Origin of the sequence: Williamsia sp. MIQD14 (genome assembly GCF_051025635.1) — a bacterium.
GTDB lineage: Bacteria > Actinomycetota > Actinomycetes > Mycobacteriales > Mycobacteriaceae > Williamsia_A.
Genome location: NZ_JBPFDG010000005.1, coordinates 292,803 through 319,096, shown reverse-complemented (window position 1 = coordinate 319,096; position 26,294 = coordinate 292,803). Strand labels below are relative to the sequence as shown.

Genomic DNA, 26,294 nt, shown 5'->3' with positions numbered 1-26,294 from the left:
TCCATGGCGCTGCAGACGCTGCAGGATCTCCTCGACGCCGGGGTCTCGGGTCGCATCGTGCTGGTGCGGTCCGATCTCAACGTCCCGCTCGACGGCTCCACGATCACCGACCCGGGGCGCATCGTCGCCTCGGCGCCGACCATCGCGAAGCTCGCCGACGCCGGTGCGTCGGTGATCGTCACCGCGCACCTCGGCCGCCCGAAGGGCGAGCCGGACCCGAAGTTCTCCCTCGCACCGGTCGCGCAGCGACTGGGGGAGGAGCTGGGCCGCAACGTCCAGCTCGCCTCCGACGTCGTCGGCACCGACGCGTTGGCGCGTGCCGAGGGCCTCACCGACGGTGACGTGCTCCTGCTGGAGAACATCCGCTTCGACCCGCGCGAGACGTCGAAGGACGCCGCCGAGCGGGGCAAGCTCGCGAAGGCCCTCGTCGAACTCGTCGGCGACGACGGCGCGTTCGTCTCCGACGGTTTCGGTGTCGTCCATCGCGAGCAGGCGTCGGTGTACGACGTGGCGAAGCTGTTGCCGCACTACGCCGGCGGGCTCGTCGAGTCCGAGGTGAAGGTCCTCGAGAAGCTCACCGCGGAGGTGGCCCGCCCCTACGCCGTCGTCCTCGGCGGTTCGAAGGTGTCGGACAAGCTCGGTGTCATCGAGGCCCTCGCGCCCAAGGTCGACACACTGGTCATCGGCGGCGGTATGGCGTTCACGTTCCTGGTGGCCCAGGGACTGTCGGTCGGCAACTCGCTGCTGCAGGACGATCAGGTGGGGGTCTGCAAGGACCTGCTCGAGCGGTTCGGCGACGTGATCCACCTTCCTGTCGACGTGGTCATCGGCGACTCCTTCTCGGCCGACGCCGAAGCGAAAACCGTTGCGGTGCAAGACATCCCGGACGGCTGGATGGGTCTCGACATCGGGCCGGAGTCGGTCAAGCGGTTCGCCGCCGTGCTCTCCGGTGCGCAGACGATCTTCTGGAACGGACCGTCGGGCGTGTTCGAGTTCGACAAGTTCGCCGCCGGGACCCGCGGGGTGGCCGAGGCCATCGCCGCGGCCACCGCCGACGGTGCGTTCAGCGTGGTCGGCGGTGGCGACTCGGCCGCCGCGGTGCGTCACCTCGGACTGTCCGACGACGCGTTCTCGCACATCTCGACCGGCGGTGGCGCATCGCTGGAGTACCTCGAAGGCAAAGCGCTGCCGGGGCTGAAAGTTCTGGAGGACTGACCCGATCGTGGCCACCCGCAAGCCGCTCATCGCCGGCAACTGGAAGTGCAATCTCAACCACCTCGAGGCCATCGCCCTGGTGCAGAAGATCGCGTTCGCGCTGCCCGCGAAGTATTTCGACAAGGTCGACGTCACGGTCATCCCGCCGTTCACCGACATCCGCAGCGTGCAGACCGTCATCGACGGCGACAAGCTGCTGCTGACCTACGGCGCCCAGGACCTCTCCGAGCACGACTCGGGCGCCTACACCGGTGAGATCAGCGGTGCGTTCCTGGCCAAGCTCGGGTGCACCTACGTCGTCGTCGGGCACTCCGAGCGACGCACCCTGCACGCCGAGACCGACGAGGTCGTGCTCGGCAAGGCCACCGCCGCGCTGCGCCACGGACTCACGCCGATCGTGTGCATCGGCGAGGGCCTCGAGATCCGCGAGGCGGGTGACCATGTCGCCTACAACGTGGAGCAGCTGAAGGGGTCGCTGGCCGGGTTGACCCCCGAGCAGATCGCGAAGGTGGTCATCGCCTACGAGCCGGTGTGGGCCATCGGTACCGGTCGGGTGGCCAGTGCGGCCGACGCCCAGGAGGTCTGCGCCGCGATCCGGTCGACGCTGGCCGAGCTCGCCGACGCCGAGGTCGCCGCCTCGGTGCGTGTCCTCTACGGCGGCTCGGTGAGCTCGAAGAACGTCGGTGAGATCGTCGGTCAGACCGACGTCGACGGCGCGCTCGTGGGCGGGGCGTCGCTCAAGTCCGACGAGTTCGCGACCCTCTCGGCGATCGCCGCCGGTGGGCCCCTGCCCTGATCGGGGCCGATCACCACGTAGACTCCCATTGCGTTCGCGGCATCCGCCGTGCTCGCGTGACGACCAAAGGACCCTCGGCAGTGAAGCTCGTCTTGGACATCGGATTGGTGATCACCAGTGTTCTCATGGTGGTCCTCGTGCTGCTGCACCGCGGCAAGGGTGGCGGCCTGTCGTCCCTGTTCGGTGGCGGCGTCCAGTCGAGCCTGTCCGGATCGAGCGTCGTCGAGCGCAACCTCGACCGACTGACCATCTTCGTCGGCATCATCTGGTTCATCTTCATCCTCGGCATCGGGCTGGACATCAAGCTCTCCTGAGCCGCCACGCGCCGCTCGGACTGCCGTTGCAGGCTCCAGGCGCGATACTGGTGGGATGACGGAACAGTCCGCGAAGGCGGAACAGGGCAGGGCACCAAGCGGTCCCGAGTCGACCACCCCCTCCGAGACCTTCGCCGCGCCGTCGGACGCACCGGTCACCTCCACCGCCACCGGGCGGGCGGCCACCGAACCTCTCCGTGAGGACATCCGCCTCCTGGGCGGGCTGCTCGGCGACATCGTCCGCGAACACGCCGGCACCGACATCTTCGACCTGGTCGAACGTGCGCGCGTCGAATCGTTCCGTGTCCGCCGGTCCGAGATCGACCGCGGTGAACTCGCCGACACACTCTCCGGCGTCGACGTCTCCGAGGCGATCCCGGTGATCCGGGCGTTCAGCCACTTCGCCCTGCTGGCCAACCTCGCCGAGGACATCCACCGCGAGCGGCGTCGTGCCATCCACGTCCGCGCCGGCGACGCACCGGTGGCCAGCAGCCTCGCGGCCACCCACGCCAAACTCGAGGCCGCGGGGCTCGACGACGCCACGGTCGGCGCCGCCCTGGCCGACGCGGTGGTCGTCCCCGTCATCACCGCCCACCCGACCGAGACCCGACGCCGGACGGTGTTCGAGACCCAGCGCCGCATCACCGACCTCATGCGCTTCCGTGGTCGCACCGAGCTGACGCCGGCCGAGGACGACGAGGTGGTGGCCGGGCTGCGGCGGCAGATCCTCACGCTGTGGCAGACGGCCCTCATCCGCCTCGAACGCCTGCGCATCGAGGACGAGATCGAGGTCGGTCTGCGCTACTACGACGCAGCGTTCTTCGAGGTGATCCCCGCGATCAACGCCTCGTTGCGGGCCGATCTGCGTGCCCGCTATCCCGACGCCGGTCTCGGCGACGACCCCATCCTGCGGATGGGCTCCTGGATCGGCGGCGACCGCGACGGGAACCCGTTCGTCACCGACCGCATCGTGGCCATGGCGACCGGGCGCGCCGCACAGACGGCCCTGACCCATCACCTCGAGCAGTTGACGACCCTGGCCCAGGAACTGAGCATGTCGTCGCGGCTGGTCACGGTCAGCGATGCGGTGATCGCACTCGGCGGCGGCGAGGAGGGCGACGTCGCGACCGACGAGCCGTACCGCCTCGCGCTGCGCCACATCCGTTCCCGCCTCATGGCGACCGCCCGGCACCGCTTCGGCCACGACGTCGCCCCGCTCGCCGATGCGTTCGTCGACACCGCCGCCGAGCCCTACGCGGTGGCGGCGGACCTGCTGGCCGATCTCGACGTCATCGACGCCTCGCTGCGGGACAACCGCGATTCGGCCCTCGCCGACGACCGCCTGCTAACGTTGCGAGAAGCGGTACGCACCTTCGGTTTCCACCTCTCGGGCCTCGACATGCGGCAGAACTCCGACATCCACGAGGAGGTCGTCGGCGAACTGCTGGCGTGGGCCGGGGTCCACGACGACTACGCCGGCCTCGATGAACCCGCACGGGTCGAGTTGCTGACCCGCGAGCTGTCGGACCGTCGACCGCTCGTGCGTCCCGGCGCCGAACTCGGTGAGCTCGCGGCGAAGGAACTCGCCATCGTCACCGCCGGCGCGAAGGCCGTCGCCGACTACGGACCCGAAGCCGTGCCGAACTACATCATCAGCATGTGCACGTCGGTCAGCGACATGCTCGAGGCGATGATCATGCTCAAGGAGGCCGGGCTGTTCGATCCCGGGTCATCCGACCAGGGCCCCCGCTGTTCGGTGCGTGTGGTGCCGCTGTTCGAGACCATCGAGGATCTGCAGCAGGGCGCATCGACACTGCTCGCCGTACTCGACGTGCCGCTCTACCGCGATCTCGTCGCCGCCCAGGGCGACATCCAGGAGATCATGCTGGGGTACTCCGACTCCAACAAGGACGGCGGATATCTCGCCGCCAACTGGGCGCTCTACCGCGCCGAACTCGACCTGGTGGAGGCCGCCGAGAAGTCCGGTATCCGACTGCGGCTGTTCCACGGGCGCGGCGGCACGGTCGGGCGCGGCGGCGGCCCCAGTTACGACGCGATCCTCGCCCAGCCTCCGGGCGCCGTGCAGGGATCGTTGCGGATCACCGAGCAGGGCGAGGTGATCGCGGCCAAGTACGCCGAGCCGGTGCTCGCGCGTCGCAACCTCGAGACCCTGCTCGCCGCGACCATCGAGTCGACCCTGCTCGACACCGAAGGTCTCGGTGACGCCGCCGACGGCGCCTACGAGATCCTCGACGACCTCGCCGCGCGCGCACGGTCGGCGTACGGCGCGCTGGTGCACGACACCCCCGGGTTCGTCGAGTACTTCACCTCCTCGACGCCGCTGTCGGAGATCGGCGCACTGAACATCGGCAGCCGACCGGCGTCGCGCAAGCAGACCGAGAAGATCTCCGACCTCCGGGCGATCCCGTGGGTGTTGTCGTGGACGCAGTGTCGGGTGATGTTGCCGGGCTGGTACGGCACGGGTACGGCGTTCGAGGAATGGATCGGCGGCGACGACGACCGCCTCGAGACACTGCGTGGCTACTACCGGCAGTGGCCGTTCTTCCGGACGGTGATGTCCAACATGGCGCAGGTCCTCGCGAAATCGGATCTCGGTCTCGCCGAACGGTATTCGCGCCTGGTGGCCGACGAGGAGTTGCGTTCCAGGGTGTTCGGGATGATCGTCGACGAGCACCGCCGCACCACCGCGATGTACTTCGCCATCACTGAATCCGACGACCTCCTGGCCGACAACCCGTCGCTGGCACGGTCGGTGTTCAACCGGTTCCCCTACCTCGAGCCGTTGAACCTGCTGCAGCTCGAACTGCTGCGGCGCTTCCGCGCGGGTGACGACTCGCCGCAGGTCCGGCGCGGGATCCAGCTCACCATGAACGGTCTCGCGACCGCACTGCGTAACAGCGGATAGGGCGACAGCGGGTGGCGGCCGGGCTCAGCGTGCGGTGAAGACGGCGAACACCTCGTGCAGGCCGTCGGCGTCGAACGGACCCAGTGCGTCGCGGTGGTGCAGGAAACCGATCCCGGCGAACAGCAGTGCGGCGGCGCGGATCTCGGCCGTGCGTTGATCGAAGCCGGACTCGACGAGGGCGTCGCGGACCATGGTCACGACGAGACGGTCCATCGCACGGACGGCCTCGGCGACGGTGGCGTCGGTACGAGCCCACTCACGCATCGCGACCTCGACCGCGCGGACACGTTCGTCGAACAGCGTCCCGGCCATGGCCTCGATGCGCTTCGCCGGCGGCAATGACCCCAACTCGGTGACCCGCGCCATGTTCGCCGCCTGCAGCTCCTGCCACCGACGTGCGACAGCGACCATGAGTCCGTCGATGTCGGTGAAGTGCCAGTAGAAACTGCCCTTGGTGACACCCAGTTGCTCGCACAGCCGCGAGATCTTCACCCCGGCGACGCCCTCGGCGACGAGCAGATCGAACGCCGCGTTGACCCAGTCCTCGACCGAGAGACGTGGTGCGCGCGCCACCTACGCCCTCACAGAGGGTGGGCGGCGTCGGGATCGAGCGACGCCGCGGCGGGGGAGTCGAGGAACCACACGGTCGCCTCGCTGCCGTGCACCGACGCGCACGGCCACTGCTGCGGGTCGCCGCCGGTGATGCCGGCGGCGGCGGCCTGCGCCTTGTCCTCGCCGGCGACGAGGAACCAGACCTCACGGGAGCGGCACACCACCGGGACGGTCAGCGTGATCCGTCGCGGCGGCGGCTTGGGGGAGTCGTTCACCGACACCACGGTGTCGTCGCGCTCGGCGAGCGCGGGGGTGTGCGGGAACAGCGAGTTGATGTGGCCCTCGCCGCCCATGCCGAGCAGGTGGACGTCGAAGGTGGGGCTGGCCGCACCGTGACCGGCGTCGGTCAACCACTGCCGGTACTGACCTGCCGCGGCCTCGATGTCGTCGCCGAACTCGCCGTCCGATGGTGCCATCACGAACACCCGGGAGCGGTCGACGTCGACGTGGTCGAGCAGGGCGTCGGCCAGCTGCTTGTGGTTGCGCTCGTCGTCGTCGGCGGTGACGAACCGTTCGTCGCCGAACCACAGGTCGGTGCGCGCCCAGTCCAGTGGCTCGTCGGCTGCCGAGGCGGCGTTGTCGCGCAACCACTCCGCGATCGCGACGCCGTTGCTGCCACCGGTGAGGACCAGCGACGCCGAGCCACGCTCGCGCTGTGCGGTGACCAGGGTCTGCACGAGCCGGGTACCCGCGGCCTCGATGAGCGCGACCTTGTCGTCGGACACGACGACCTCGGGAACCGGGATCTCGAACGATGTCATGCCGACACCCCTTCTGCCGGGGCCCCTACGGGCTCGCGGCTGATCTGCGCGGCGCCCTGCAGCGCCAGATGGTAGATCTCGTCGGGATCGAGTCGGCGCAGTTCCTCGGCGATGCAGTCGCGGACGCCGCGGGTGCTCATCGCGACGCGGCCGTCGGGCTTGCCGGGGTTCGACAGCACCGCGTTGTTGTTGCCGTCGACGGCGAGGACCAGGGGACCGGTCGCCCGCTCGAGGCGTACCTCGAAGCTGCCGATGTGCCGCTGGGTGTGCACCCCGAGCTGGGCGCGCAGCCAGCCGGCCAGCAGGTCGATCGACGGTGAGCGGTCGGGTCCGCTCACCACGACACGCTCGACCGGCTCGTGCGGAGGTCGGTCGAGGGCGGCGGTGAGGATGGCACGCCAGTAGGTGATCTGCGCCCAGACGAGATCGGAGTCGCCCGGGGCGTATCCGGCGAGCCGCTCGGCGAGGATGGTGTTCGGGTCGCTCGCCTTGGCCGCGTCGGTGATGCGGCGGGTGCCCAGACGACCCACCGGGTCGGCGGCGGGTTCGCTCGGCGCCTCCCCGGGCCACCACGTGACCACAGGGGTGTCTGGCAGCAGGAACGGGACCACCACACTCTCGGCGTGCTCGGCGAGGTCGCCGTAGAGACGCAACACCACCACCTCCGAGGCGCCGGCGTCGCCGCCGACCCGGATCTGGGCGTCGAGACGTGCTGCGGCGGCGCGGTTCCCGAGCGACACCACGATCACGCGGCAGGGGTGTTCCCGGCTCGCGTCGTTGGCGGCCTCGATCGCGCCCTCGGTCGGTTCACCCTCGTCGGCGCACACCACCAGGGTGAGCACCCGGCCGAGGGTGACCGCGCCTCCGGACTCGCGCATCTTCACGAGTTTCTTGCTGACCTTCTCGGTCGTCGTCGCGGGCAGGTCGAGAATCATCGGCTGTGTTCCTTCACGGGAGAAGATCGCGAGAGCTCTGAGTTCGACAGTTCTAAGGCCGACGCCACACGCGCCCGACGCGGGTCATCATGTCCTCGGCCGACCGCGGCCCCCACATGCCCGACTCGTAGGTGTCGGGGGTGCCCTGGGCGGCCCACGCCTGCAGCACCGGGTCGAGGATCTTCCACGACAACTCCACCTCGGCGTTGACCGGGAACAGCGACGGCTCCCCGAGCAGCACGTCGAGGATGAGCCGCTCGTAGGCCTCCGGCGAGGACTCGGTGAAGGCCTGGCCGTAGCTGAAGTCCATGTTGACGTCGCGGACCTGCATGCTCGACCCGGGCACCTTCGACCCGAAACGCAACGTGATGCCCTCGTCGGGCTGCACCCGGATCACCAGCGCGTTCTCGCCCAGTTCCTCGGTCATCGTCTTGTCGAACGGCAGGTGCGGGGCCTTCTTGAACACCAGCGCGATCTCGGTGACCCGACGACCCAGGCGTTTGCCGGTACGCAGATAGAACGGCACCCCGGCCCAGCGGCGGCTGTCGACCTCGACGGCGATCGCGGCGAACGTCTCGGTGATCGAGTCGGCCGCGAAGCCCTCCTCGTCGACGAGACCGGGCACCGACTGGCTGCCCTGCCATCCCGGGCCGTACTGACCGCGGGCGGTGTTGAGGTCCAACGGCAGGATGTTGCGGGTCGCGGAGAGCACCTTGATCTTCTCCGCCTGCAGCTCCCGCGGCTCGAAGGAGACCGGCTCCTCCATCGCCACGAGTGCCAACAACTGCAGCAGGTGGTTCTGGATCACGTCACGCGCGGCACCGATGCCGTCGTAGTAGCCGGCCCGACCACCGAGACCGATGTCCTCGGCCATGGTGATCTGCACGTGGTCGACGTAGTGCGAACTCCACAGCGGGTCGAACAACTGGTTCGCGAACCGCAACGCCAGGATGTTCTGGACCGTCTCCTTGCCCAGGTAGTGGTCGATGCGGAAGACCGAGTCCTCGGGGAAGACGCCGTTGACGACCGCGTTGAGCTCCTTGGCGCTCGCGAGGTCGTGACCGAACGGCTTCTCGATGACGACACGTCGCCAGTTGTCGCCGGTGTGCTGGGCCAGGCCCGACCGCTGCAACTGCTCGCACACCGTCGGGAACGCCTTCGGCGGCACCGACAGGTAGAACGCGTGGTTGCCGTCGGTACCGCGCTGCTCGTCGAGATCGGCGAGGGTGGTGGCGAGCTGATCGAAGGCCGCGTCGTCGTCGAACGCGCCCTGCACGAAGCGGAAGCCCTCCGACAACCGCTCCCACACGTCCTCACGGAACGGCGTGCGGGAGTGATCGCGCACGGCGTCGTGCACGACCTGCCCGAAATCCTGGTTGTCCCAGTCGCGTCGGGCGAAACCCACCAGGGCGAAGCTCGGCGGCAACAGACCCCGGTTGGCGAGGTCGTACACCGCGGGCATGAGCTTGCGCTTGGCGAGGTCGCCGGTGACGCCGAAGATGACCAGGCTGCAGGGCCCCGCGATCCGGGGCAGGCGCTTGTCGCGCGAGTCCCGGAGCGGGTTGGCCCAGCCGGTGTCGGTGGCTGCCGTCACCGCCGGTCAGCCCTTGGCGGAATCGAGCTGCTTCGCCGTGGCGTCGATCAGCTCGTTCCACGCCACCTCGAACTTGTCGACACCCTCGTTCTCGAGGGTGATGAACACGTCGTCGAGATCGACGCCGAGTTCGGAGATCTTCGCGAAGATCTCCTCCGACTCCGGGCCCCGGCCGACGAGCGACTCGGTGTCGACGGTGCCGTGATCGGCGAAGGCGTCCATCGTCTTCTCGGGCATCGTGTTCACGGTGTTCGGGGCGACGAGATCGCTCACGTACAGCGTGTCGGCGTAGTCGGGGTTCTTCACACCGGTCGAGGCCCACAGCGGGCGCTGGGGGCGCGCGCCGTCGGACAGCAGACCCTGGAACCGCGACTCGACCTCGAACACCTGCTGGTAGGCGACATAGGCGAGACGGGCGTTGGCCAGCGCGGCCTTGCCCTTGAGCTCGGTCGCCTCGGGGGTGCCGATGGCGTCGAGCCGCTTGTCGATCTCGGTGTCGACACGCGAGACGAAGAACGACGCGACCGAGTGGATCGTGGAGACGTCGTGCCCGGCCGCCTTCGCGGCCTCGATGCCCTCGAGGTAGGCGTCCATCACCGCGCGGTAGCGCTCGACGGAGAAGATCAGGGTGACGTTCACGCTGATGCCCTCGGCGAGGGTCTTGCTGATCGCGGGGATCCCGGCCTCGGTGGCGGGGATCTTGATCAGCAGGTTCGGTCGGTCGACGATCTTCCACAGCTCGATCGCCTGGGCGGCGGTCTTGTCGGAGTCGTGGGCCAGCCGAGGATCGACCTCGATCGACACCCGACCGTCGACACCGTGGGTCGACTCGTACACCGGCGCGAAGATGTCGCAGGCGTTGCGGACGTCGTCGGTGGTGACGGTGCGGATGGTGGCGTCGACATCGGCGCCCTGCGCGGCGAGTTCCCGCACCTGCGGGTCGTAGCTGTCACCGGCCGACAACGCCGCCTGGAAGATCGACGGGTTCGTGGTGACACCGACGACCGACTTCGTCTCGATCAGTTCGGCGAGGTTGCCCGAGGAGATGCGCTCGCGCGACAGGTCGTCGAGCCACACCGACACCCCCGCCTCGGACAGGTTCTTCAGATTCGTGTTCTGGGTCATGCTGGTCATCCCTTCGCGTTCGTGATGGAGCGCTGAGCAGCCGCGACGACGGCGTCGGCGGTGAAGCCGTACTCGCGGAACAGGGTCTCGGCGTCTGCGGACTCGCCGAAATGCTCCAGCGAGATGATCTCGCCGGCGTCGCCGACGATCTTGTACCAGGGCATCGCGATGCCGGCCTCGATGGACACGCGGGCCCTGACCGTCGGCGGGATCACCTGGTCGCGGTAGTTCTGGTCCTGGTCTTCGAACCACTCGACGCAGGGCATCGACACGACGCGTGCCGCGATTCCCTGCTCCTCCAACTTCTTTCGTCCCTCAACGGCGTACTGGACCTCGGACCCGGTGGCGATGATGACCACCTCCGGTGCCCCGTTCGCGGCGTCGGCCAGGACGTACCCGCCCTTCGCGACGCCCTCGGCGCTGGTGCCCTCGAGGATCGGGACACCCTGACGGGTGAGTGCGAGACCGACGGGACCGCTGCTCGACGAGCGCGCGATCACCGACTTCCAGGCGTACGCCGTCTCGTTGGCGTCGCCGGGGCGCACCACCGAGAGGTTGGGGATGGCGCGCAGTGCGGCGAGGTGCTCGACCGGTTGGTGGGTCGGACCGTCCTCGCCGAGGCCGATGGAGTCGTGGGTCCACACGTAGATCGGGTCGATGTCCATCAGCGACGCGATACGCACCGCGGGACGCATGTAGTCGGAGAACTGCATGAACGTGCCGCCGTACACCCGGGTGGGGCCGTGCAGCACGATGCCGTTGAGGATCGACCCCATCGCGTGCTCACGGATACCGAAGTGCAGTGTGCGGCCGTAGGGTTCGGCGTCCCAGTCGTCGGTCGAGATCGACGTCGGGCCGAACGACTTCGCGCCGTCCATCGTGGTGTTGTTCGATCCGGCGAGGTCGGCCGAACCGCCCCACAGCTCGGGGAGCACCGGCGCGAGGGCGGTGAGCACCTTGCCCGACGCGGCGCGGGTCGCCGGTCCTTTGTCGCCGACCTCCCAGGTCGGCAGGACATCGGCCCAGCCGTCGGGCAGTTCGTCGGCGGTCAGGCGATCGAGCAACTTCTTGCGCTCCGGGTTGGCCTGCGCCCAGGTGTCGAAATCCTTGCTCCACTGCGCGTGGTCCTCGCGACCCCGCGTGACGAGTTCACGGGTGTGGGCGAGCACCTCGTCGGAGACGTCGAAGGTCTTGTTCGGGTCGAACCCGAGGATCTCCTTGGTGGCGGCCACCTCGTCGTCGCCGAGCGCCGAACCGTGGACACCGCCGGTGTTCATCTTGGTCGGTGCGGGGTAGCCGATGATGGTGCGCAGCAGGATGATCGACGGCTTGTCGGTGACGGCCTTGGCGTTGGCGACCGCCTCCTCGATACCGGTGACGTTCTCGCCGCCCTGCACCGTCTGCACGTGCCAGCCGTAGGCCTCGTAGCGCTTTGCGGTGTCCTCGGACAGCGCGATGTCGGTGTTGTGCTCGATCGAGATCTTGTTCTCGTCGTAGAACAGGATGAGGTTGCCCAGCTGCTGGGTGCCGGCGAGCGACGAGGCCTCGGAGGTGACGCCCTCCTCGATGTCGCCGTCGGAGGCGACCACGTAGATGTAGTGGTCGAAGATGCTCTCGCCGATCGCGGGCTCGGGATCGAACAGGCCGCGCTCGCGCCGTGACGCCATCGCCATGCCGACCGCCGAGGCCAGGCCCTGACCGAGCGGGCCGGTGGTGATCTCGACACCACGGGTGTGGCGGAACTCCGGGTGCCCGGGGGTCTTGGACTTGAAGGTGCGCAGCGCCTCGAGATCGGCGAGCTCGAGGCCGAACCCTCCGAGGTAGAGCTGGATGTAGAGGGTGAGGCTGGAGTGCCCACACGACAACACGAACCGGTCGCGGCCGAGCCACGCGGTGTCGTCGGGGTCGTGGCGCATGATCCGCTGGAAGAGGGTGTAGGCCAGCGGTGCGAGGCTCATGGCGGTGCCGGGGTGTCCGGATCCGCACTTCTGCACCGCATCGGCCGCGAGCACCCGTACGGTGTCGACGGCTTTGGTGTCGAGATCGGTCCAACCCTCCGGATGTGACGGCTGGGTCAGGGCGCGGATCTCATCTGTCACTGCCACGATGTGCAAGTCTCCTGTGTCGGTCGCGTCGAGTGCGGAACGGAGTCGTCGCGGTCGGTGACCTGCACGCCGCGGCACCGTGTGATCACACGGGTGCCGTCGGTCGCAGTGTGCGACGCATGACTCCGAGCCCAAGCGTAGTCCGCAGGTCCGGCGCCCGGGCGGTCGCCGGGGTGTCGGATCGATGACCGTTGTCGGAGCGTCCAATTGTCGATCCGCAACGGTCGGCGTCTACCATTCCGTGTAGTAGACGAGTGAGTGTTCAGGTTCGTATCGAGTTCGACAGCCAGGAGCGTCAGTGGAGATGGGGCACAGCGTGGGCGGACACGGTTCCGCGGCCACCCGGCCCGGACTGTCACCCGGCGTTCCCGAACCCGCGTCGGGGGCCGGCCGCCTCCGACAGATCGTGTTCGCGTACATCGCCCTGACCAAGCCTCGGGTGATCGAGCTGCTGCTCGTGGCCACGGTCCCGGTGATGCTCCTCGCCGACCGCGGATCGATCGACATCGGTCTGATCGCGGTCACCCTCGTCGGCGGCTGGCTGGGTGCGGCGAGCGCCAACACGCTGAACATGGTCATCGACCACGACATCGACCAGAAGATGAAGCGCACCGAGCGACGTCCGCTCGCCCGTCACGCCGTGTCGCGCATGCACGCACTCATCTTCGGTCTCGTCCTCGGGGTGGCGTCGTTCGCCGTCCTGTGGACCTGCGCCAATCTGCTCTCCGCGCTGCTGGTCACCGCGACCATCGCGTTTTACGTGTTCGTCTACACGATGATCCTCAAGCGCCGGACCTGGCAGAACGTGGTCTGGGGCGGCGCGGCCGGCTGCATGCCGACGCTCGTCGGTTGGGCGGCGGTCACCGGTTCGCTGAGCTGGCAGCCGGTGGTCCTGTTCCTGGTCATCTTCTTCTGGACGCCGCCGCACACCTGGGCGCTCGCGATGCGCTACAAGGAGGACTACAAGGCGGCCGGTGTGCCGATGCTCCCGGTGGTCGCCACCGAGCTGCACGTCGCCCGCCAGATGGTCTATTACACCTGGGCCACGGTCGTCTCGACGCTCGTCCTGGTATGGGCCACCGGCCCGATCTACGCCGTCGTCGCGATCGCCGCGGGCGCGTGGTTCCTGCGGGCGGTGCACAAGCTCCTCGCCGCGACCCGTCGTGGTGAGCCGATCACGCCGCTCAAGGTCTTCCTGCAGTCCAACGAGTACCTGGCCATCGTGTTCTGCGGTCTGGCGGTGGACTCCGTCGTCCACCTGCCGACCGTCGCAAGCTGGTTCTGACCCCCGGTCGGCCGGATACACCGGTCGCTCAGGGGATGAGGACGATCGAGCCCGTCGTCGCACGTCCGGCCAGATCGGTGTGCGCCTGCCCGGCCTCGGTGAGCGGGTAACTCGCCCCGACCCGCACCGACAGCCGCCCGTCGGCCACCGCGCCCATGACCTCCCCGGTGCGCCACGCGAACTCGTCGGCGTCGGAGATGAAGTGCGCCAGAGTCGGCCGCGTGACGTGCAGGGATCCCAGCGAGTTGAGTCGTTGCACGTCGAGCGGTGGCACGGGTCCGCTCGCGGCGCCGAAGACCACGACCGTCCCGCGGATGCGCGCCGCGCGCAGCGACTGCTCGAACGTGTCGGCACCGACACCGTCGTAGACCACCGCGACCCCGGCACCGTCGGTCAGCTCGCGCACCTTCTCGGCCACGTCGTCGCCGTAGCGCAGGACGTCGGTGGCCCCGGCGCCGCGGGAGAGCTCCTCCTTGGCGTCGGTCGAGACCGTGGTGATCACCCGGATACCCGCCGAGGTGGCCAGCTGGGTCAGCATCAGTCCGACACCACCGGCCCCGGCGTGCACGAGCACAGTGTCGCCCGCGGCCGGGTGGGCGCTGCCGTCGAGCAGATAGTGCGCGGTGAGGCCCTGCAGCAAGACGCACGCCGCGGTGGCGTCGTCGACGCCGTCGGGCACCGTCACCGCCCGATCGGCGCGCACCGTGACCTGCTCGGCGTAGGAACCCGACGCATCACACCACGCGACCCGGGTACCGACACGGTCGGCCGACACACCCTCGCCGACGGCGGTGACCGTTCCCGACCCCTCACTGCCGGGGACGTACGGCGGATCCGACGGGTACAGCCCCGAGCGGAAGTAGGTGTCGATGAAGTTGACGCCGACGGCCGCGACGTCGACGAGCAGCTCACCCGGGCCGACGACGGGACCGTCGATCTCGACGAGTTCGAGGACCTCGGGACCGCCGTGGCGTGTGACGTGTATCGCTCGCATGTCTGTAGTTCTACCCGGCCGCCGGGATGTGTCGCGGCGGGGGCCGCGTCACCGCGACGCCGCGATCCGTGCGGCGGATATGCTCATCGACATGGCGGACGACAACACCACCGATGAGACCACCACGGAGCAGACCGGCGGCGAGGTGCGTATCGCGCGCGGCACGCTGGCCGCGGTCACACGCTTCGTCCGACGCAATGGCGGCAGCGCCAAGGCGGTCGTCGAGCCCGTCGGCGCCGACGGCGTGCGCGTGCTGCTGGTGGGCGAGAACGGTGTGATGGGCGATCAGGTGGTCGACGACGTCGCCACGGCGAACGCCCTCGTCGAACGCGTCGCCGGCCTCGAGGTGTCGGAATGGGACCGGGAACTCAGTTCGGTGGCCACCCCCCGCGACGGTCACCACGCGAAGATGGCGGGCTGGGTCGCGCGGACCTGAGCTCGGCTCAGCGCTCGACGACCTCGCCCATCCCGGTCCGTTCACGTCCGGTCCGGTCCTCCCCGACGTGAGATGGGCCGCCGGCGGTGGCGACCTCCTCGACCCGCGTCCGCGGGCGCATCGACACCCACAGCGCGGCGGTGGCCGCGGCACACGCACCGGCCCCGGCCACATGGGCGACCACGAGTGCCTCGGGGATGCCGGTCACGTACTGGGTGAACCCGATGCCCGCCTGCACGACGATCAACGCGACCACGACGTAGAGGCGGTTGCGGACCCGAGCCGGTGCGCCGACCGCGGCCAGCCCGAATCCCAGGGCGACGATCAGTGCCAGATAGGCGACCATCACCTCGGCGTGGAAGTGCACGAGTGAGGTGATGGCGATCTCCAGGCGCGGTACCGGTTTCTCGATGCTCGCGTCCCCGGCGTGGGGACCGGCGCCGGTGACCATCGTCCCGGCGACGAGCAGCACGCCGAGGACGGCGGCGCTGAGCACGGTCAGTGCCCGCAGCGGCTGGGGCACGACGGCGATCGCCTCGGTGTCGTCGGGTTCGCGCACCTTCTCGAGTAGCAGCACCGAGAGCCACACCATCGCCATCGACACCAGCAGGTGGATCGCGACCGTCCACCAGAGCAGCCCGGTGAGGACCGTGAGGCCACCGATGACGGCCTGGGCGACGGTGGACAGCGGCATGAGCCAGGCGTAGAGCTTCACCTCGCGGCGACGCCGCGCGCGGGTCACGGCGATGACGATCAGCGCGGCGGTCGCCACCACCGCGAAGGTGAGCAGCCGGTTGCCGAACTCGACGGCCTGGTGGAACCCGGCGACGTTGGTGTGCGGTGCCGGGGTGAAGCTCCCGGGAAAGCACTGCGGCCACGTCGGGCAGCCGAGGCCGGAGGCGGTGACACGCACCACCGACCCGGTGACGGCGATACCCGCCTGGGTGATGAGGACCGCGATGGCGACCCCGATCTGCGCACGCCGAGAAGGCATGGGGAGGAGGTCGACCAGCCGGACGAAACCGCGATAGAGCACGACTCGATCGTATAGAACGGGCCGGTGGGAACGGCAATCCTGCGGTGTCGTCTCGGCCACCCCGGCCGAGCCGCGACGGCGGACCCGGCGGGCCGAGGTGTCAGGTGAAGCGGAACCAGCGCACGGCGGCCACGCCGGCGACCACACCCCACGCGATGAGCACGCCGAGTCCGACATAGTCGACCGAGTGCCGGGTGGCCTGGTGCAGGGCCTCGCTCAGCGCGCCCGACGGGATGGCGCGGGCGACCCACCGCACGGCCTCGGGCACACCGTCACCGACGACCACGAGACTGCCGACACCGATGAACACGAACCAGACGATGTTGGCCAGGGCCAGCACGATCTCCGCGCGCAGGGTGCCGCCGAGCAGCAGACCCAGCGCGGAGAAGGTCATGGTGCCGATCGCGATGGCGACGGCGCCGAGGAGGAGTCCGGTGACGCTGGGGTCCCAGCCGAACGCGAATCCGATGACTCCGAGCACGACGGCCTGCAGGACCACCACGATCGCGACGGCGATCGACTTGCCGACGATGACACCCCACCGCGGCAGCGGGGTGGCGCCGAGGCGTTTCAGAGCGCCGTAGCGGCGGTCGAACCCGACGGCGATGGCCTGACCGGTGAAAGCGGTCGACATCACCGCGACGGTCATGATCGCGGGGACGAAGCGGTCGGCGCGGCTCTCGGCGAAGGTGCCGATGGGCAGCAGACAGAGTCCGATCAGCAGGGTGACCGGGATGAACAACGTGAGAAGAAGTTGTTCGCCGTTGCGCAGCAGCAGGATGAGCTCGATCCGGGACTGCGCGGCGACCATCCGCGCGATCGGCGCGGGCCGGGGGTCGGGGCTGAACTGGCCGGGTTCGAACCGACCCGACGTCGTGGTGCGGCCTGTGGTGCCGTCTGTGCGGGTCATCCGCGCAATTCCCGTCCGGTGAGGTCGAGGAACACGTCCTCGAGGCTGCGCGTCTCGACCCGCAGGTCGGTGGCGAGCACGTTGATCTTCGCGCACCAACTCGTCACGGCCACCATCACCTGCGGGGTGACCTCGCCCGCGACGAGGTAGGTGCCGGGATTGACCTCCGACACGCGGTAGCCCTCGGCCAGGATCGATTCGAGAAGGGTCAGGTCGAGTCCGCGCGGTGCCCGGAAACGCAGTTCGTTCTCCGCCCCGCGGCTGGTGACCTCGGCGGGGGTCCCCTGTGCGACGATCGCACCCCGGTCGATGATCACGAGGTCGTCGGCGAGTTGCTCGGCCTCGTCCATGAGGTGCGTGGTGAGCAGGACCGAGACGCCGTCCTTGCGGAGCCGATCGATCAACTCCCACACCAGGATCCGCGCCGCGGCGTCGAGCCCGGCGGTCGGTTCGTCGAGGAACACGAGTTCGGGACGACCGACCAGCGCGCACGCCAGGGCGAGTCGTTGCTGCTGGCCGCCCGAGAGCCGCCGGTAGGGGGTGCGCTGCGCGTCGAGGAGCCCGAGCGTGCGCATCAACCACTCCGGGTCGATCGGGTTGGCCGAGTACGCCGCGCACAGCTTCAGCATCTCGCCCGCGCGGGCACCGGGGTAGGCGCCGCCGCCCTGCAACATCACGCCGATCCGGGCGCGGAGGCGGTCGTTGTCGACGACGGGGTCGAGGCCCAGGACCCGCACCTCGCCGGAATCGGCGACGCCGAAGCCCTCGCAGATCTCGACCGTGGTGGTCTTGCCGGCGCCGTTGGGGCCCAGGAGCGCCAGGACCTGCCCGTGGTGGAGTTCGAGGTCGAGCCCGTCGACCGCGGTGACGTCGCCGTAACGCTTGACCAGCCCCCGGACCTGCAGAGCCGGTGCGTCGCCGCCTGCGATCCCGGACACCCCCGAAGACGGGGCGACCGGGGGGTGCGACGGACTCTTCACAGGGCCAACACTATTGGTCGGCCACCCGCAGCCGCCAAACGGACTCTCGACGCCGGTTGCGCGGTCGGGCTCAGGAGACGCGTTCGGCGGTCGTCGCCGACGCGGGCGCGTCGTCGTCGGAGCTGTCGTCCGGTGTGCTCGAGTCCACCGGCGTCCGCGTCGGGCGTTCGTCGCGTCGTCGTCGCTGCCACGGCATCTTCTCGAAGAACAGCGCCGTGAGGACCGCGGTCAGCAGGACCGAGGCGATGATCGCCTCGGCGAGCTGGAAGCCCCGTGTCCCCGCGCCCGTCGGCAGCACCACGACCGCGATGATGGCCGACACGGCGATGGCCGCGATGCGGAACCAGCGGCCCGTCGCCCACGCCGCGAGCGGGATGATCGCCCACAGCAGGTACCAGGCCTGCACGAACGGGAAGAACAGCACGAACGTGGCCATGGCGATGCCGAGGGCGCCGAGGGGGTGCAGCCGCCCGGCGAGCGCGGCGAGGAGCCATCGCACGATGAACAGTCCGGCGATGAGCTGGCCGACCGGTCGGGCGACGTCGAGCATCGCCTGGGTGTGGTCGCCGAGACCGACGAGCACCCCGACGCGACCACCGGTCACCGACAGCAGGGTGGGCATCGACATCCACGACCGCACCACGTCGCCGGTGCTCAACGTGGAGGTCCAGCCGAACCCGAGCCCGGTGCCCAGACAGATCGACACGACGACCGCGACGAGGATGGACGCGAGGACGCCGGCGGAGGCGGCAAGCGCCCAGAAGGACCGCCGCGAGCGCTCCCACCACTCCGAGCGCGGCGCGTGGCGGAGCGCGGGCAGGGTCGCACCCCACCGGCGCGCGAGCGCGATGCCCACGAACCCGAAGGCGAGCATCGAGGAGATCTTGACCATCGACGACGCGGCCATGGTCGCCGAACCGGCGATGAGCAGCCACCCGGTGGCTGACGGCAGCAGCGTCCCGGCGCGTCGAAGCCGGTGCGGGCTGTCGATGGCGCGGAAGCACAGCTCGATGCCGGCCAGCATCAGCCCGAGCATGAGGGCCTCGTTGTGGATACCCCCGACGAGATGCAGGATGAGCAGCGGGTTCATGGCACCGAGCCACAGTGCGGCGACCGGCGAGACCCCGCAGCGTCGCGCGAGGCGGGGCAGGGCCCACACGATCAGCGCGACTCCGGCCAGGGCGATGATGCGATGCCCGAGGATGGCGGCGGACAGGTTGTCGCCGACGATGCCGGTGATCCCCTTGCCCAACCAGAGGAACAGCGGTCCGTAGGGCGCCGGGGTGTCGCGCCAGAGGTTGGGCACCGACCGTGTCAGCACGTCGCCGACACCCAGTCCACGCACAGGACTCACCACGTAGGGGTCCATGCCGCGATAGGCGATCGCGCTCTGGGCGAGGTAGGAGTAGATGTCCTTGCTGAGCATCGGCGGCGCCAGCACGATCGGGGCGATCCACACCAGCAGGGTGCGATCGGCCTGTCGGCGGGTCATGCGGCGTCGGGGAGCGGTGTTCCCGACGACCTCGACGGTGAGCCGGCCGACCGCGAAACGACCCAGCATCAGCCAGGCCAGGACCAGGACGATGGTGCCGCCGATGGACAGGGTCAGTGCGGTGGTCCACATCCGCGACGGCAGCGACAGCAGACGCATGCCGGCGATGGGGTTCTGCAGGACGGGCACGGCGCCGGTGCCCAGCGAACCGACGAGGATCAGGATCGACCCGACGGCACCGAACAACCGGATCCGCAGCAGCGAGCGACTCTCGACGGGGTCGAGTGCCCCGACCTCGGGCTCGGCACCGTGTAGCCGGGCCATCGTGACGCCGTAGTCGCCGGTGGTGTCGCGATCGGGTGTCGTCGTCGTGGCCGCGCGGCGCAGACCCAGGTACCCGGTCACCGCGCGGAAGCGCCCGGTGACGGTGGCCGCGGCCCGCTCCCGACGGGGCGCAGCAGTGCCCCCGGGCGTCGACTGCGGTGTGGGATCGGGCACAGCTGCAGACTCTATCCGGCTTTGCCGAACGGCTCCGAAAGCGCGAATGCTGCAACGATCGGCGCAGGTGGGGGCGGCGGGTCGTCGACCGCGCGGCAGGCAAGGTCACCCTTGCTGGCGTGCTGTCGGCAATTAGGTGACACTTGTGTTGTGAAAACCACCGGGACCGCTGTCCCCGCACGCGACGACGAGGGGCACACGACTGCCTCCTCGCCGTCGACCGGCGTGCGCGACGGTGGTCCGGTGTCGGTCGGCTCGGAGGGGCAGACCCGCACCGCGGTGGTGTCGCTGCTGGTGGAACGCGGTCCGGCGACGGCAGGGGAGATCGGCGACGAACTCGGCATGAGTGCGGCCGGCGTCCGACGCCATCTCGACGCCCTGATCGCCGCCGGCGAGGTCCGGGCCAGCACGGGCTCGGGGCGGCACGTCACCCGCGGCCGGGGTCGCCCGGCCAAGCAGTTCCAGCTGACCGCGCACGGTCGCGGGAAACTGCATCACTCCTACGACGACCTGGCCGGGGCGGCCATGCGGCGTCTGCGTGACCTGGGCGGCGACGCCGCGGTCCGCGACTTCGCCGACGACCGCATCGACGCCATCCTCACCGGTGTCGACACCGCTCACGACGTCGACTCCGACACCCCCGATCCCGACGCCGTGGTCGAGACCGCCGAGCGGATAGCCTCGGCGCTGACCGAGGCGGGCTTCTCGGCCAACACGCGTCGTGTCGGTGCGGGAGTGCAGATCTGTCAGCACCACTGCCCGGTGGCGCATGTCGCCGCCGAGTTCCCCGAGCTCTGCGAGGCGGAGACCGCCCGCTTCACGCAGCTGCTCGGTACGCACGTCCAGCGCCTGGCGACCATCGCCAACGGTGACTGCGCGTGCACCACCCATGTACCGCTGGCGGCCACCACCGCCCACCGGATCGACAGCCAGTCGGGATCCGACGCACAGCTCGCGTCGGCCACCGGCACCAACCGAGAGGACTCTCGATGACAGTCACCGATCCCCGCACGCCGGTCGCCCCGGCTCTGACGCAGGAAGAGACGATCGACTCGCTCGGTACCTACGGGTACGGCTGGTCGGACTCCGATGTCGCCGGTGCCAGCGCGCAGCGCGGCATCAACCCCGCCGTGGTCACCGACATCTCGGCGAAGAAGAGCGAGCCCGAGTGGATGCTCGCGGCCCGCCTCAAGGCGTTGCAGACCTTCGAGCGCAAGCCGATGCCGAACTGGGGCAGCGACCTCGACGGCATCGACTTCGACAACATCAAGTACTTCGTGCGCTCGAGCGAGAAGCAGGCCGCCACCTGGGACGACCTGCCCGCCGACATCAAGAACACCTACGACAAGCTCGGCATCCCCGAGGCGGAGAAGCAGCGCCTGGTCTCCGGTGTCGCCGCGCAGTACGAATCCGAGGTCGTCTACCACTCGATCCGCGAGGACCTCGAGCAGCAGGGCGTGATCTTCCTCGACACCGACACCGCACTCAAGGAGCACCCCGAGATCTTCCGGGAGTACTTCGGCTCGGTGATCCCCGCGGGCGACAACAAGTTCTCCGCGCTGAACACCGCGGTGTGGTCGGGTGGCTCGTTCATCTACGTGCCCAAGGGTGTCCACGTCGACATCCCGTTGCAGGCGTACTTCCGCATCAACACCGAGAACATGGGTCAGTTCGAGCGGACGCTGATCATCGTCGACGAGGACGCCTACGTGCACTACGTCGAGGGCTGCACCGCGCCGATCTACAAGACCGACTCGCTGCACTCCGCGGTCGTCGAGATCATCGTCAAGAAGGGTGGTCGCTGCCGCTACACCACCATCCAGAACTGGTCGAACAACGTCTACAACCTGGTGACCAAGCGTGCCAAGGCCGAGGCCGGCGCCACGATGGAGTGGGTCGACGGCAACATCGGCTCCAAGGTCACCATGAAGTACCCGGCGGTGTGGATGACCGGTGAGCACGCCAAGGGCGAGGTGCTCTCGGTGGCGTTCGCGGGTCCCGGACAGCACCAGGACACCGGGTCGAAGATGGTGCACCTCGCGCCCAACACGTCGAGCAACATCGTGTCCAAGTCGGTCGCCCGGGGCGGCGGTCGTGCGTCCTACCGCGGCCTGGTCCAGATCAACAAGGGTGCGCACGGGAGCCGGTCGACGGTGAAGTGCGACGCGCTGCTCGTCGACACGATCAGCCGCAGCGACACCTACCCCTACGTCGACATCCGTGAGGACGACGTGACGATGGGCCACGAGGCGACCGTCTCGAAGGTCAGCGACGACCAGCTGTTCTACCTGATGAGCCGCGGCATGACCGAGGACGAGGCCATGGCGATGGTGGTCCGCGGATTCGTCGAGCCGATCGCGAAGGAACTCCCCATGGAGTACGCGCTCGAGCTCAACCGGCTCATCGAACTCCAGATGGAAGGATCTGTCGGTTGAGTCAGGCACAGACCCCCGGCGGCGTCGTCGACGCCGTCCGCGGCGAGAACCCGTCGGGCGCCGCACACCCGGTCACCAACAAGGGTGAGCTGTTCACGTCGTTCGACGTCGACGCCTTCGAGGTGCCCGGTTCGCGCGACGAGGCGTGGCGGTTCACCCCGTTCCGCCGCCTGCGCGGCCTGCACACCGGTGCCGCGGTCGCGACGGGTTCGGCCACGATCACCGTCGACGGCGTCGCCGACGGCGTGAGCGTCGACACCGTCGACCGCACCGACGACCGGCTCGGTCAGGGTGGTGTCCCGTTCGACCGCATCGCCGCGCAGGCGTACACGTCGTTCGACACCGCCACCGTCCTCACCGTGGCGAAGGACACCGAGCTCGACGACCCGATCACGGTGACCATCACCGGTCCCGGTGTGGACGAGGTCGCCTTCGGACACCTGCAGGTGCGGGTGGAACGCTTCGCGCGCGCCGTGGTCGTCCTCGACCAGTCGGGCAGCGGCACGTATGCCGAGAACGTCGAGTTCGTGGTCGCCGACGGTGCGCACCTGACCGTGGTCAACCTCCACGACTGGGCCGACGACACCGTCCACGTGGCCGCGCATCACGTCCGGCTCGGCCGCGACGCGACGATCCGGCACTTCGCCATCAGCCTCGGCGGCGATCTGGTACGCCTGTCGCCGCTGGTGCACTACGACGGTCCCGGCGGCGACGCCGAACTGTGGGGCCTGTACTTCGCCGACGCCGGGCAGCACCTCGAGCAGCGTCTGCTCGTCGACCACTCGCAGCCCCACTGCAAGTCCCACGTGGTCTACAAGGGCGCGCTGCAGGGCGACGCCACAGACAGAGCCCGGGAGGCGCGCACGGTGTGGATTGGCGACGTGCTGATCCGTGCCGCCGCCGAGGGCACCGAGACGTTCGAGGTCAACCGCAACCTGCTGCTCACCGACGGCGCCCGCGCCGACTCGGTGCCCAACCTCGAGATCGAGACCGGCGAGATCGTCGGTGCGGGACACGCGAGCGCCACCGGCCGCTTCGACGACGAGCAGCTGTTCTACCTACAGGCCCGCGGCATCCCCGAGGACCAGGCCCGCCGTCTCGTGGTCCGTGGCTTCTTCGGCGAGGTCATCGCGAAGATCGGCGTGCCCGAGATTCGCGAACGGCTCGAGAACGCCGTCGAGGCCGAGCTGCAGATCGCCGGCGCGTAACCGGCCCCGGCCGCGACCCGCACCCGACTCATCACCACATCACGTAGAGGAACTGAGAACACCGTGGCAACACTCGAAATCCGCGACCTGCACGTCGATGTCGCATCCAGCGACTCCGACGCCGAACCCATCCACATCCTCAAGGGTGTCGATCTCACGATCTCGTCGGGCGAGACCCACGCGATCATGGGCCCCAACGGGTCGGGCAAGTCGACGCTGTCCTACGCCATCGCCGGCCACCCCAAATACACCGTGACCCAAGGTTCGATCACCCTCGACGGTGAGGACGTCCTGGCCATGACGGTCGACGAGCGTGCGCGCGCCGGACTGTTCCTCGCGATGCAGTACCCCGTCGAGGTGCCCGGGGTGTCGATGTCGAACTTCCTGCGCACCGCGGCGACCGCGGTCCGCGGCGAGGCGCCGAAGCTGCGCCACTGGGTCAAAGAGGTCAAGGAGTCGCTCGGCGAACTCGAGATCGACCCGTCGTTCATCGAGCGGTCGGTGAACGAGGGATTCTCCGGTGGCGAGAAGAAGCGCCACGAGATCCTGCAGCTGGGCATGCTGAAGCCGAAGATCGCCATCCTGGACGAGACCGACTCCGGCCTCGACGTCGACGCCCTGCGCGTGGTGTCGGCGGGCGTGAACAACTACCGCGAGCGCGAGAACGGTGGCGTGCTGTTGATCACGCACTACACACGCATCCTGCGCTACATCAAGCCTGAGTTCGTCCATGTGTTCGTCGCCGGCAAGGTCGTCGAGTCCGGCGGACCCGAGCTGGCCGACGAGCTCGAGGAGAACGGCTACGTGAAGTTCACCTCCGCACCCGCCGAGGCCTGATCCACTGCGAACTCCACGGAGGTGACCGACGTGACGAGCACGGTATCGACCGACATTCGCTCCCTTCCGCTCGACGTGGAGGCGTTGCGGGCCGACTTCCCGATCCTGCGGCGGACCGTCCGCGACTCCAAGCCGCTGGTCTACCTCGACTCCGGTGCGACGTCGCAGCGTCCGGTGCAGGTGCTCGACGCCGAACGTGACTTCCTGGTGACCTGCAACGCCGCGGTGCATCGCGGTGCACACCAGCTCGCCGAGGAGGCCACCGACGCCTACGAGGACGCCCGCGCGATCATCGCCGAGTTCGTGGGGGCGCAGGTCGACGAGATCGTGTTCACGAAGAACGCGACCGAGTCGATCAATCTGGTCGCTCACACCCTCGGCGACGACCGCTCCGGCGCGGTCTTCGGTGGCAAGCCCCTCGGACCGGGCGACACGATCGTCGTCACCGAACTCGAACACCATGCCAATCTGGTCCCGTGGCAGGAACTCTGCCGCCGCACCGGTGCGGCGTTGCGGTGGTACGGCGTCACCGGGGACGGTCGCATCGATCTGGACTCCCTCGAACTCGACGACACGGTGAAGGTGGTCGCGTTCACCCACCAGTCCAACGTGACCGGCGCGGTCGCCGACGTCGAGGAGATGGTGCGGCGGGCCCGCGCCGTCGGTGCGCTCGTCGTGCTCGACGCCTGCCAGTCGGTGCCGCACATGGAGGTCGACCTCGCCGCCTCCGACGTGGACTTCGCCGCCTTCTCGGGGCACAAGATGTTCGGCCCGTCGGGCGTCGGTGTGCTGTACGGCAAATCGTCTCTGCTGGAACAGCTCCCGCCCTTCATCACCGGTGGATCGATGATCGAGACGGTGTCGATGGAGGTGTCCACCTACGCCGCACCGCCTCAACGCTTCGAGGCCGGGGTGCCGATGACGTCCCAGGTCGTCGGGCTCGGCGCCGCCGTGCGCTACCTGCAGACGATCGGCATGGGTGCAGTCGCCGCGCACGAACACCTCCTCGTCGAGCACACACTCGACCGGTTCGCATCGCTCGACGGCGTCCGGGTCATCGGTCCGACGTCGACCGACCGACGTGGGGGAGCAGTGGCGTTCGTCGTCGACGGCATCCACGCCCACGATCTCGGGCAGGTCCTCGACGACGAGGGTGTCGCCATCCGCGTCGGTCATCACTGCGCCTGGCCGCTGCACAAGCGCTTCGGTGTCGCGGCGACGGCGCGCGCGTCGTTCGCGGCCTACAACACCCTCGCGGAGGTCGACGCGCTCGCGGAAGCGATCGTGACCGCGCAGCGTTTCTTCGGGGTGGAGGTGAACGCATGAGGATGGAACAGATGTACCAGGAGGTGATCCTGGACCACTACAAACACCCGCACGGCCGCGGACTGCGGGAACCGTTCGGCACCGAGGTGCATCACGTGAACCCCACGTGCGGGGACGAGATCTCGCTGCGGGTCGCCCTGTCCGACGACGGCGCCACCGTCACCGACATCTCCTACGACGGACAGGGATGCTCCATCTCGCAGGCGGCGACGTCGGTGCTCTACGACCAGGTGGTCGGCATGACGGTCGACGACGCGCTCGACACCGTCGCGGCGTTCAACGACATGATGACCTCGCGTGGCAAGTCCGAGGGCGACGAGGACGTGATCGGCGACGGCATCGCCTTCGCCGGCGTGAGCAAGTACCCGGCACGCGTGAAGTGTGCCCTCCTGGGCTGGATGGCCTTCAAAGACGCTCTCGCCCAAACACTTGCGGCACAGACACTTGCACGACAGTCCGCAGAAAGGAACTGAC

General features: G+C 69.1%; 23 protein-coding genes. 12 read left to right on the top strand and 11 right to left on the bottom strand.

Translation table 11 applies throughout. The annotated features are described in order from the left end of the window. Nucleotides 1-3 precede the first annotated feature (3 nt). The 4 genes from ACQ7HM_RS18940 to ppc all read left to right on the top strand — a co-directional run bounded on the left by ACQ7HM_RS18940 (nucleotide 4) and on the right by ppc (nucleotide 5,251). Nucleotides 4-1,215 carry a phosphoglycerate kinase gene (locus ACQ7HM_RS18940; RefSeq protein ID WP_434217789.1) on the top strand — a complete coding sequence of 404 codons (1,212 nt, stop codon included), beginning with the start codon at nucleotides 4-6 and terminating at the stop codon, nucleotides 1,213-1,215. Nucleotides 1,216-1,222: 7 nt separating this feature from the next. Continuing rightward, on the top strand, nucleotides 1,223-2,011 hold the full coding sequence (tpiA, locus tag ACQ7HM_RS18935) for a triose-phosphate isomerase (protein ID WP_434217788.1): 789 nt from the start codon (nucleotides 1,223-1,225) through the stop codon (nucleotides 2,009-2,011). A gap of 80 nt (nucleotides 2,012-2,091) precedes the next feature. Next, nucleotides 2,092-2,325 carry a preprotein translocase subunit SecG gene (gene secG, locus ACQ7HM_RS18930; protein ID WP_045822693.1) on the top strand — a complete coding sequence of 78 codons (234 nt, stop codon included), beginning with the start codon at nucleotides 2,092-2,094 and terminating at the stop codon, nucleotides 2,323-2,325. A gap of 55 nt (nucleotides 2,326-2,380) precedes the next feature. After that, nucleotides 2,381-5,251, top strand: coding sequence for a phosphoenolpyruvate carboxylase (ppc, locus tag ACQ7HM_RS18925; protein ID WP_434217787.1), 2,871 nt, complete (start codon nucleotides 2,381-2,383; stop codon nucleotides 5,249-5,251). Between the two features lie 24 nt (nucleotides 5,252-5,275). On the opposite strand, the gene ACQ7HM_RS18920 is transcribed toward ppc, so the two are convergent. The 6 genes from ACQ7HM_RS18920 to tkt are packed head-to-tail and all read right to left on the bottom strand — an operon-like array spanning nucleotide 5,276 to nucleotide 12,383. Continuing rightward, nucleotides 5,276-5,824 carry a TetR/AcrR family transcriptional regulator gene (locus ACQ7HM_RS18920; protein ID WP_434217786.1) on the bottom strand — a complete coding sequence of 183 codons (549 nt, stop codon included), beginning with the start codon at nucleotides 5,822-5,824 and terminating at the stop codon, nucleotides 5,276-5,278. Between the two features lie 8 nt (nucleotides 5,825-5,832). Then, on the bottom strand, nucleotides 5,833-6,624 hold the full coding sequence (gene pgl, locus ACQ7HM_RS18915; protein WP_434217785.1) for a 6-phosphogluconolactonase: 792 nt from the start codon (nucleotides 6,622-6,624) through the stop codon (nucleotides 5,833-5,835). Continuing rightward, on the bottom strand, nucleotides 6,621-7,559 hold the full coding sequence (locus tag ACQ7HM_RS18910) for a glucose-6-phosphate dehydrogenase assembly protein OpcA (RefSeq protein ID WP_434217784.1): 939 nt from the start codon (nucleotides 7,557-7,559) through the stop codon (nucleotides 6,621-6,623). The genes pgl and ACQ7HM_RS18910 overlap by 4 nt, the downstream gene beginning before the upstream one ends. A gap of 52 nt (nucleotides 7,560-7,611) precedes the next feature. After that, a complete protein-coding gene (gene zwf, locus ACQ7HM_RS18905; protein WP_434217783.1) occupies nucleotides 7,612-9,153 on the bottom strand; it encodes a glucose-6-phosphate dehydrogenase in 1,542 nt (513 codons plus the stop codon). Nucleotides 9,154-9,159: 6 nt separating this feature from the next. Continuing rightward, on the bottom strand, nucleotides 9,160-10,278 hold the full coding sequence (gene tal / locus ACQ7HM_RS18900; RefSeq protein ID WP_434217782.1) for a transaldolase: 1,119 nt from the start codon (nucleotides 10,276-10,278) through the stop codon (nucleotides 9,160-9,162). A 5-nt stretch (nucleotides 10,279-10,283) separates the two neighbouring features. Further along, nucleotides 10,284-12,383, bottom strand: coding sequence for a transketolase (tkt, locus tag ACQ7HM_RS18895; protein ID WP_434217781.1), 2,100 nt, complete (start codon nucleotides 12,381-12,383; stop codon nucleotides 10,284-10,286). 304 nt (nucleotides 12,384-12,687) lie between these two features. Here tkt and ACQ7HM_RS18890 point away from each other — a divergent pair, with 304 nt between their 5' ends. After that, a complete protein-coding gene (locus tag ACQ7HM_RS18890; RefSeq protein WP_434217780.1) occupies nucleotides 12,688-13,668 on the top strand; it encodes a heme o synthase in 981 nt (326 codons plus the stop codon). A 28-nt stretch (nucleotides 13,669-13,696) separates the two neighbouring features. Here the strand turns inward: ACQ7HM_RS18890 and ACQ7HM_RS18885 are convergent, their stop codons facing one another. After that, nucleotides 13,697-14,662 (bottom strand): quinone oxidoreductase family protein, encoded by a 966-nt coding sequence (locus ACQ7HM_RS18885; protein WP_434217779.1) that lies wholly within the window; start codon nucleotides 14,660-14,662, stop codon nucleotides 13,697-13,699. 91 nt (nucleotides 14,663-14,753) lie between these two features. On the opposite strand from ACQ7HM_RS18885, the gene ACQ7HM_RS18880 reads away from it, so the two are divergent. Beyond that, nucleotides 14,754-15,098, top strand: a complete 345-nt coding sequence (locus ACQ7HM_RS18880) for a hypothetical protein (protein WP_434217778.1) — start codon at nucleotides 14,754-14,756, stop codon at nucleotides 15,096-15,098. A gap of 7 nt (nucleotides 15,099-15,105) precedes the next feature. On the opposite strand, the gene ACQ7HM_RS18875 is transcribed toward ACQ7HM_RS18880, so the two are convergent. The 4 genes from ACQ7HM_RS18875 to mptB form a co-directional block, all read right to left on the bottom strand. After that, nucleotides 15,106-16,092, bottom strand: coding sequence for a COX15/CtaA family protein (locus ACQ7HM_RS18875; RefSeq protein ID WP_434217980.1), 987 nt, complete (start codon nucleotides 16,090-16,092; stop codon nucleotides 15,106-15,108). 142 nt (nucleotides 16,093-16,234) lie between these two features. Further along, nucleotides 16,235-17,044 (bottom strand): ABC transporter permease, encoded by an 810-nt coding sequence (locus ACQ7HM_RS18870; RefSeq protein WP_434217777.1) that lies wholly within the window; start codon nucleotides 17,042-17,044, stop codon nucleotides 16,235-16,237. Continuing rightward, complete coding sequence (locus tag ACQ7HM_RS18865) at nucleotides 17,041-17,982, bottom strand: ABC transporter ATP-binding protein (RefSeq protein WP_434217979.1); 942 nt, start codon at nucleotides 17,980-17,982, stop codon at nucleotides 17,041-17,043. Before ACQ7HM_RS18865 ends, ACQ7HM_RS18870 begins: the two co-directional genes overlap by 4 nt. 112 nt (nucleotides 17,983-18,094) lie before the next feature. Then, complete coding sequence (gene mptB / locus ACQ7HM_RS18860; RefSeq protein ID WP_434217978.1) at nucleotides 18,095-19,840, bottom strand: polyprenol phosphomannose-dependent alpha 1,6 mannosyltransferase MptB; 1,746 nt, start codon at nucleotides 19,838-19,840, stop codon at nucleotides 18,095-18,097. 399 nt (nucleotides 19,841-20,239) lie between these two features. Here mptB and ACQ7HM_RS18855 point away from each other — a divergent pair, with 399 nt between their 5' ends. The 6 genes from ACQ7HM_RS18855 to sufU all read left to right on the top strand — a co-directional run bounded on the left by ACQ7HM_RS18855 (nucleotide 20,240) and on the right by sufU (nucleotide 26,293). Beyond that, nucleotides 20,240-21,007, top strand: coding sequence for a helix-turn-helix transcriptional regulator (locus ACQ7HM_RS18855; RefSeq protein WP_434217977.1), 768 nt, complete (start codon nucleotides 20,240-20,242; stop codon nucleotides 21,005-21,007). Next, a complete protein-coding gene (gene sufB, locus ACQ7HM_RS18850; RefSeq protein WP_434217776.1) occupies nucleotides 21,004-22,449 on the top strand; it encodes a Fe-S cluster assembly protein SufB in 1,446 nt (481 codons plus the stop codon). The genes ACQ7HM_RS18855 and sufB overlap by 4 nt, the downstream gene beginning before the upstream one ends. Then, the gene (gene sufD / locus ACQ7HM_RS18845; protein ID WP_434217775.1) at nucleotides 22,446-23,657 is read left to right on the top strand and encodes a Fe-S cluster assembly protein SufD; all 1,212 of its coding nucleotides are present in this window, start codon (nucleotides 22,446-22,448) and stop codon (nucleotides 23,655-23,657) included. The genes sufB and sufD overlap by 4 nt, the downstream gene beginning before the upstream one ends. Nucleotides 23,658-23,720: 63 nt before the next feature. Next, nucleotides 23,721-24,494 (top strand): Fe-S cluster assembly ATPase SufC, encoded by a 774-nt coding sequence (gene sufC, locus ACQ7HM_RS18840; protein ID WP_434217774.1) that lies wholly within the window; start codon nucleotides 23,721-23,723, stop codon nucleotides 24,492-24,494. Nucleotides 24,495-24,524: 30 nt separating this feature from the next. Then, nucleotides 24,525-25,820 (top strand): SufS family cysteine desulfurase, encoded by a 1,296-nt coding sequence (locus tag ACQ7HM_RS18835; protein ID WP_434217773.1) that lies wholly within the window; start codon nucleotides 24,525-24,527, stop codon nucleotides 25,818-25,820. After that, the gene (sufU, locus tag ACQ7HM_RS18830; protein ID WP_434217772.1) at nucleotides 25,817-26,293 is read left to right on the top strand and encodes a Fe-S cluster assembly sulfur transfer protein SufU; all 477 of its coding nucleotides are present in this window, start codon (nucleotides 25,817-25,819) and stop codon (nucleotides 26,291-26,293) included. The genes ACQ7HM_RS18835 and sufU overlap by 4 nt, the downstream gene beginning before the upstream one ends. Nucleotide 26,294 lies beyond the last annotated feature (1 nt).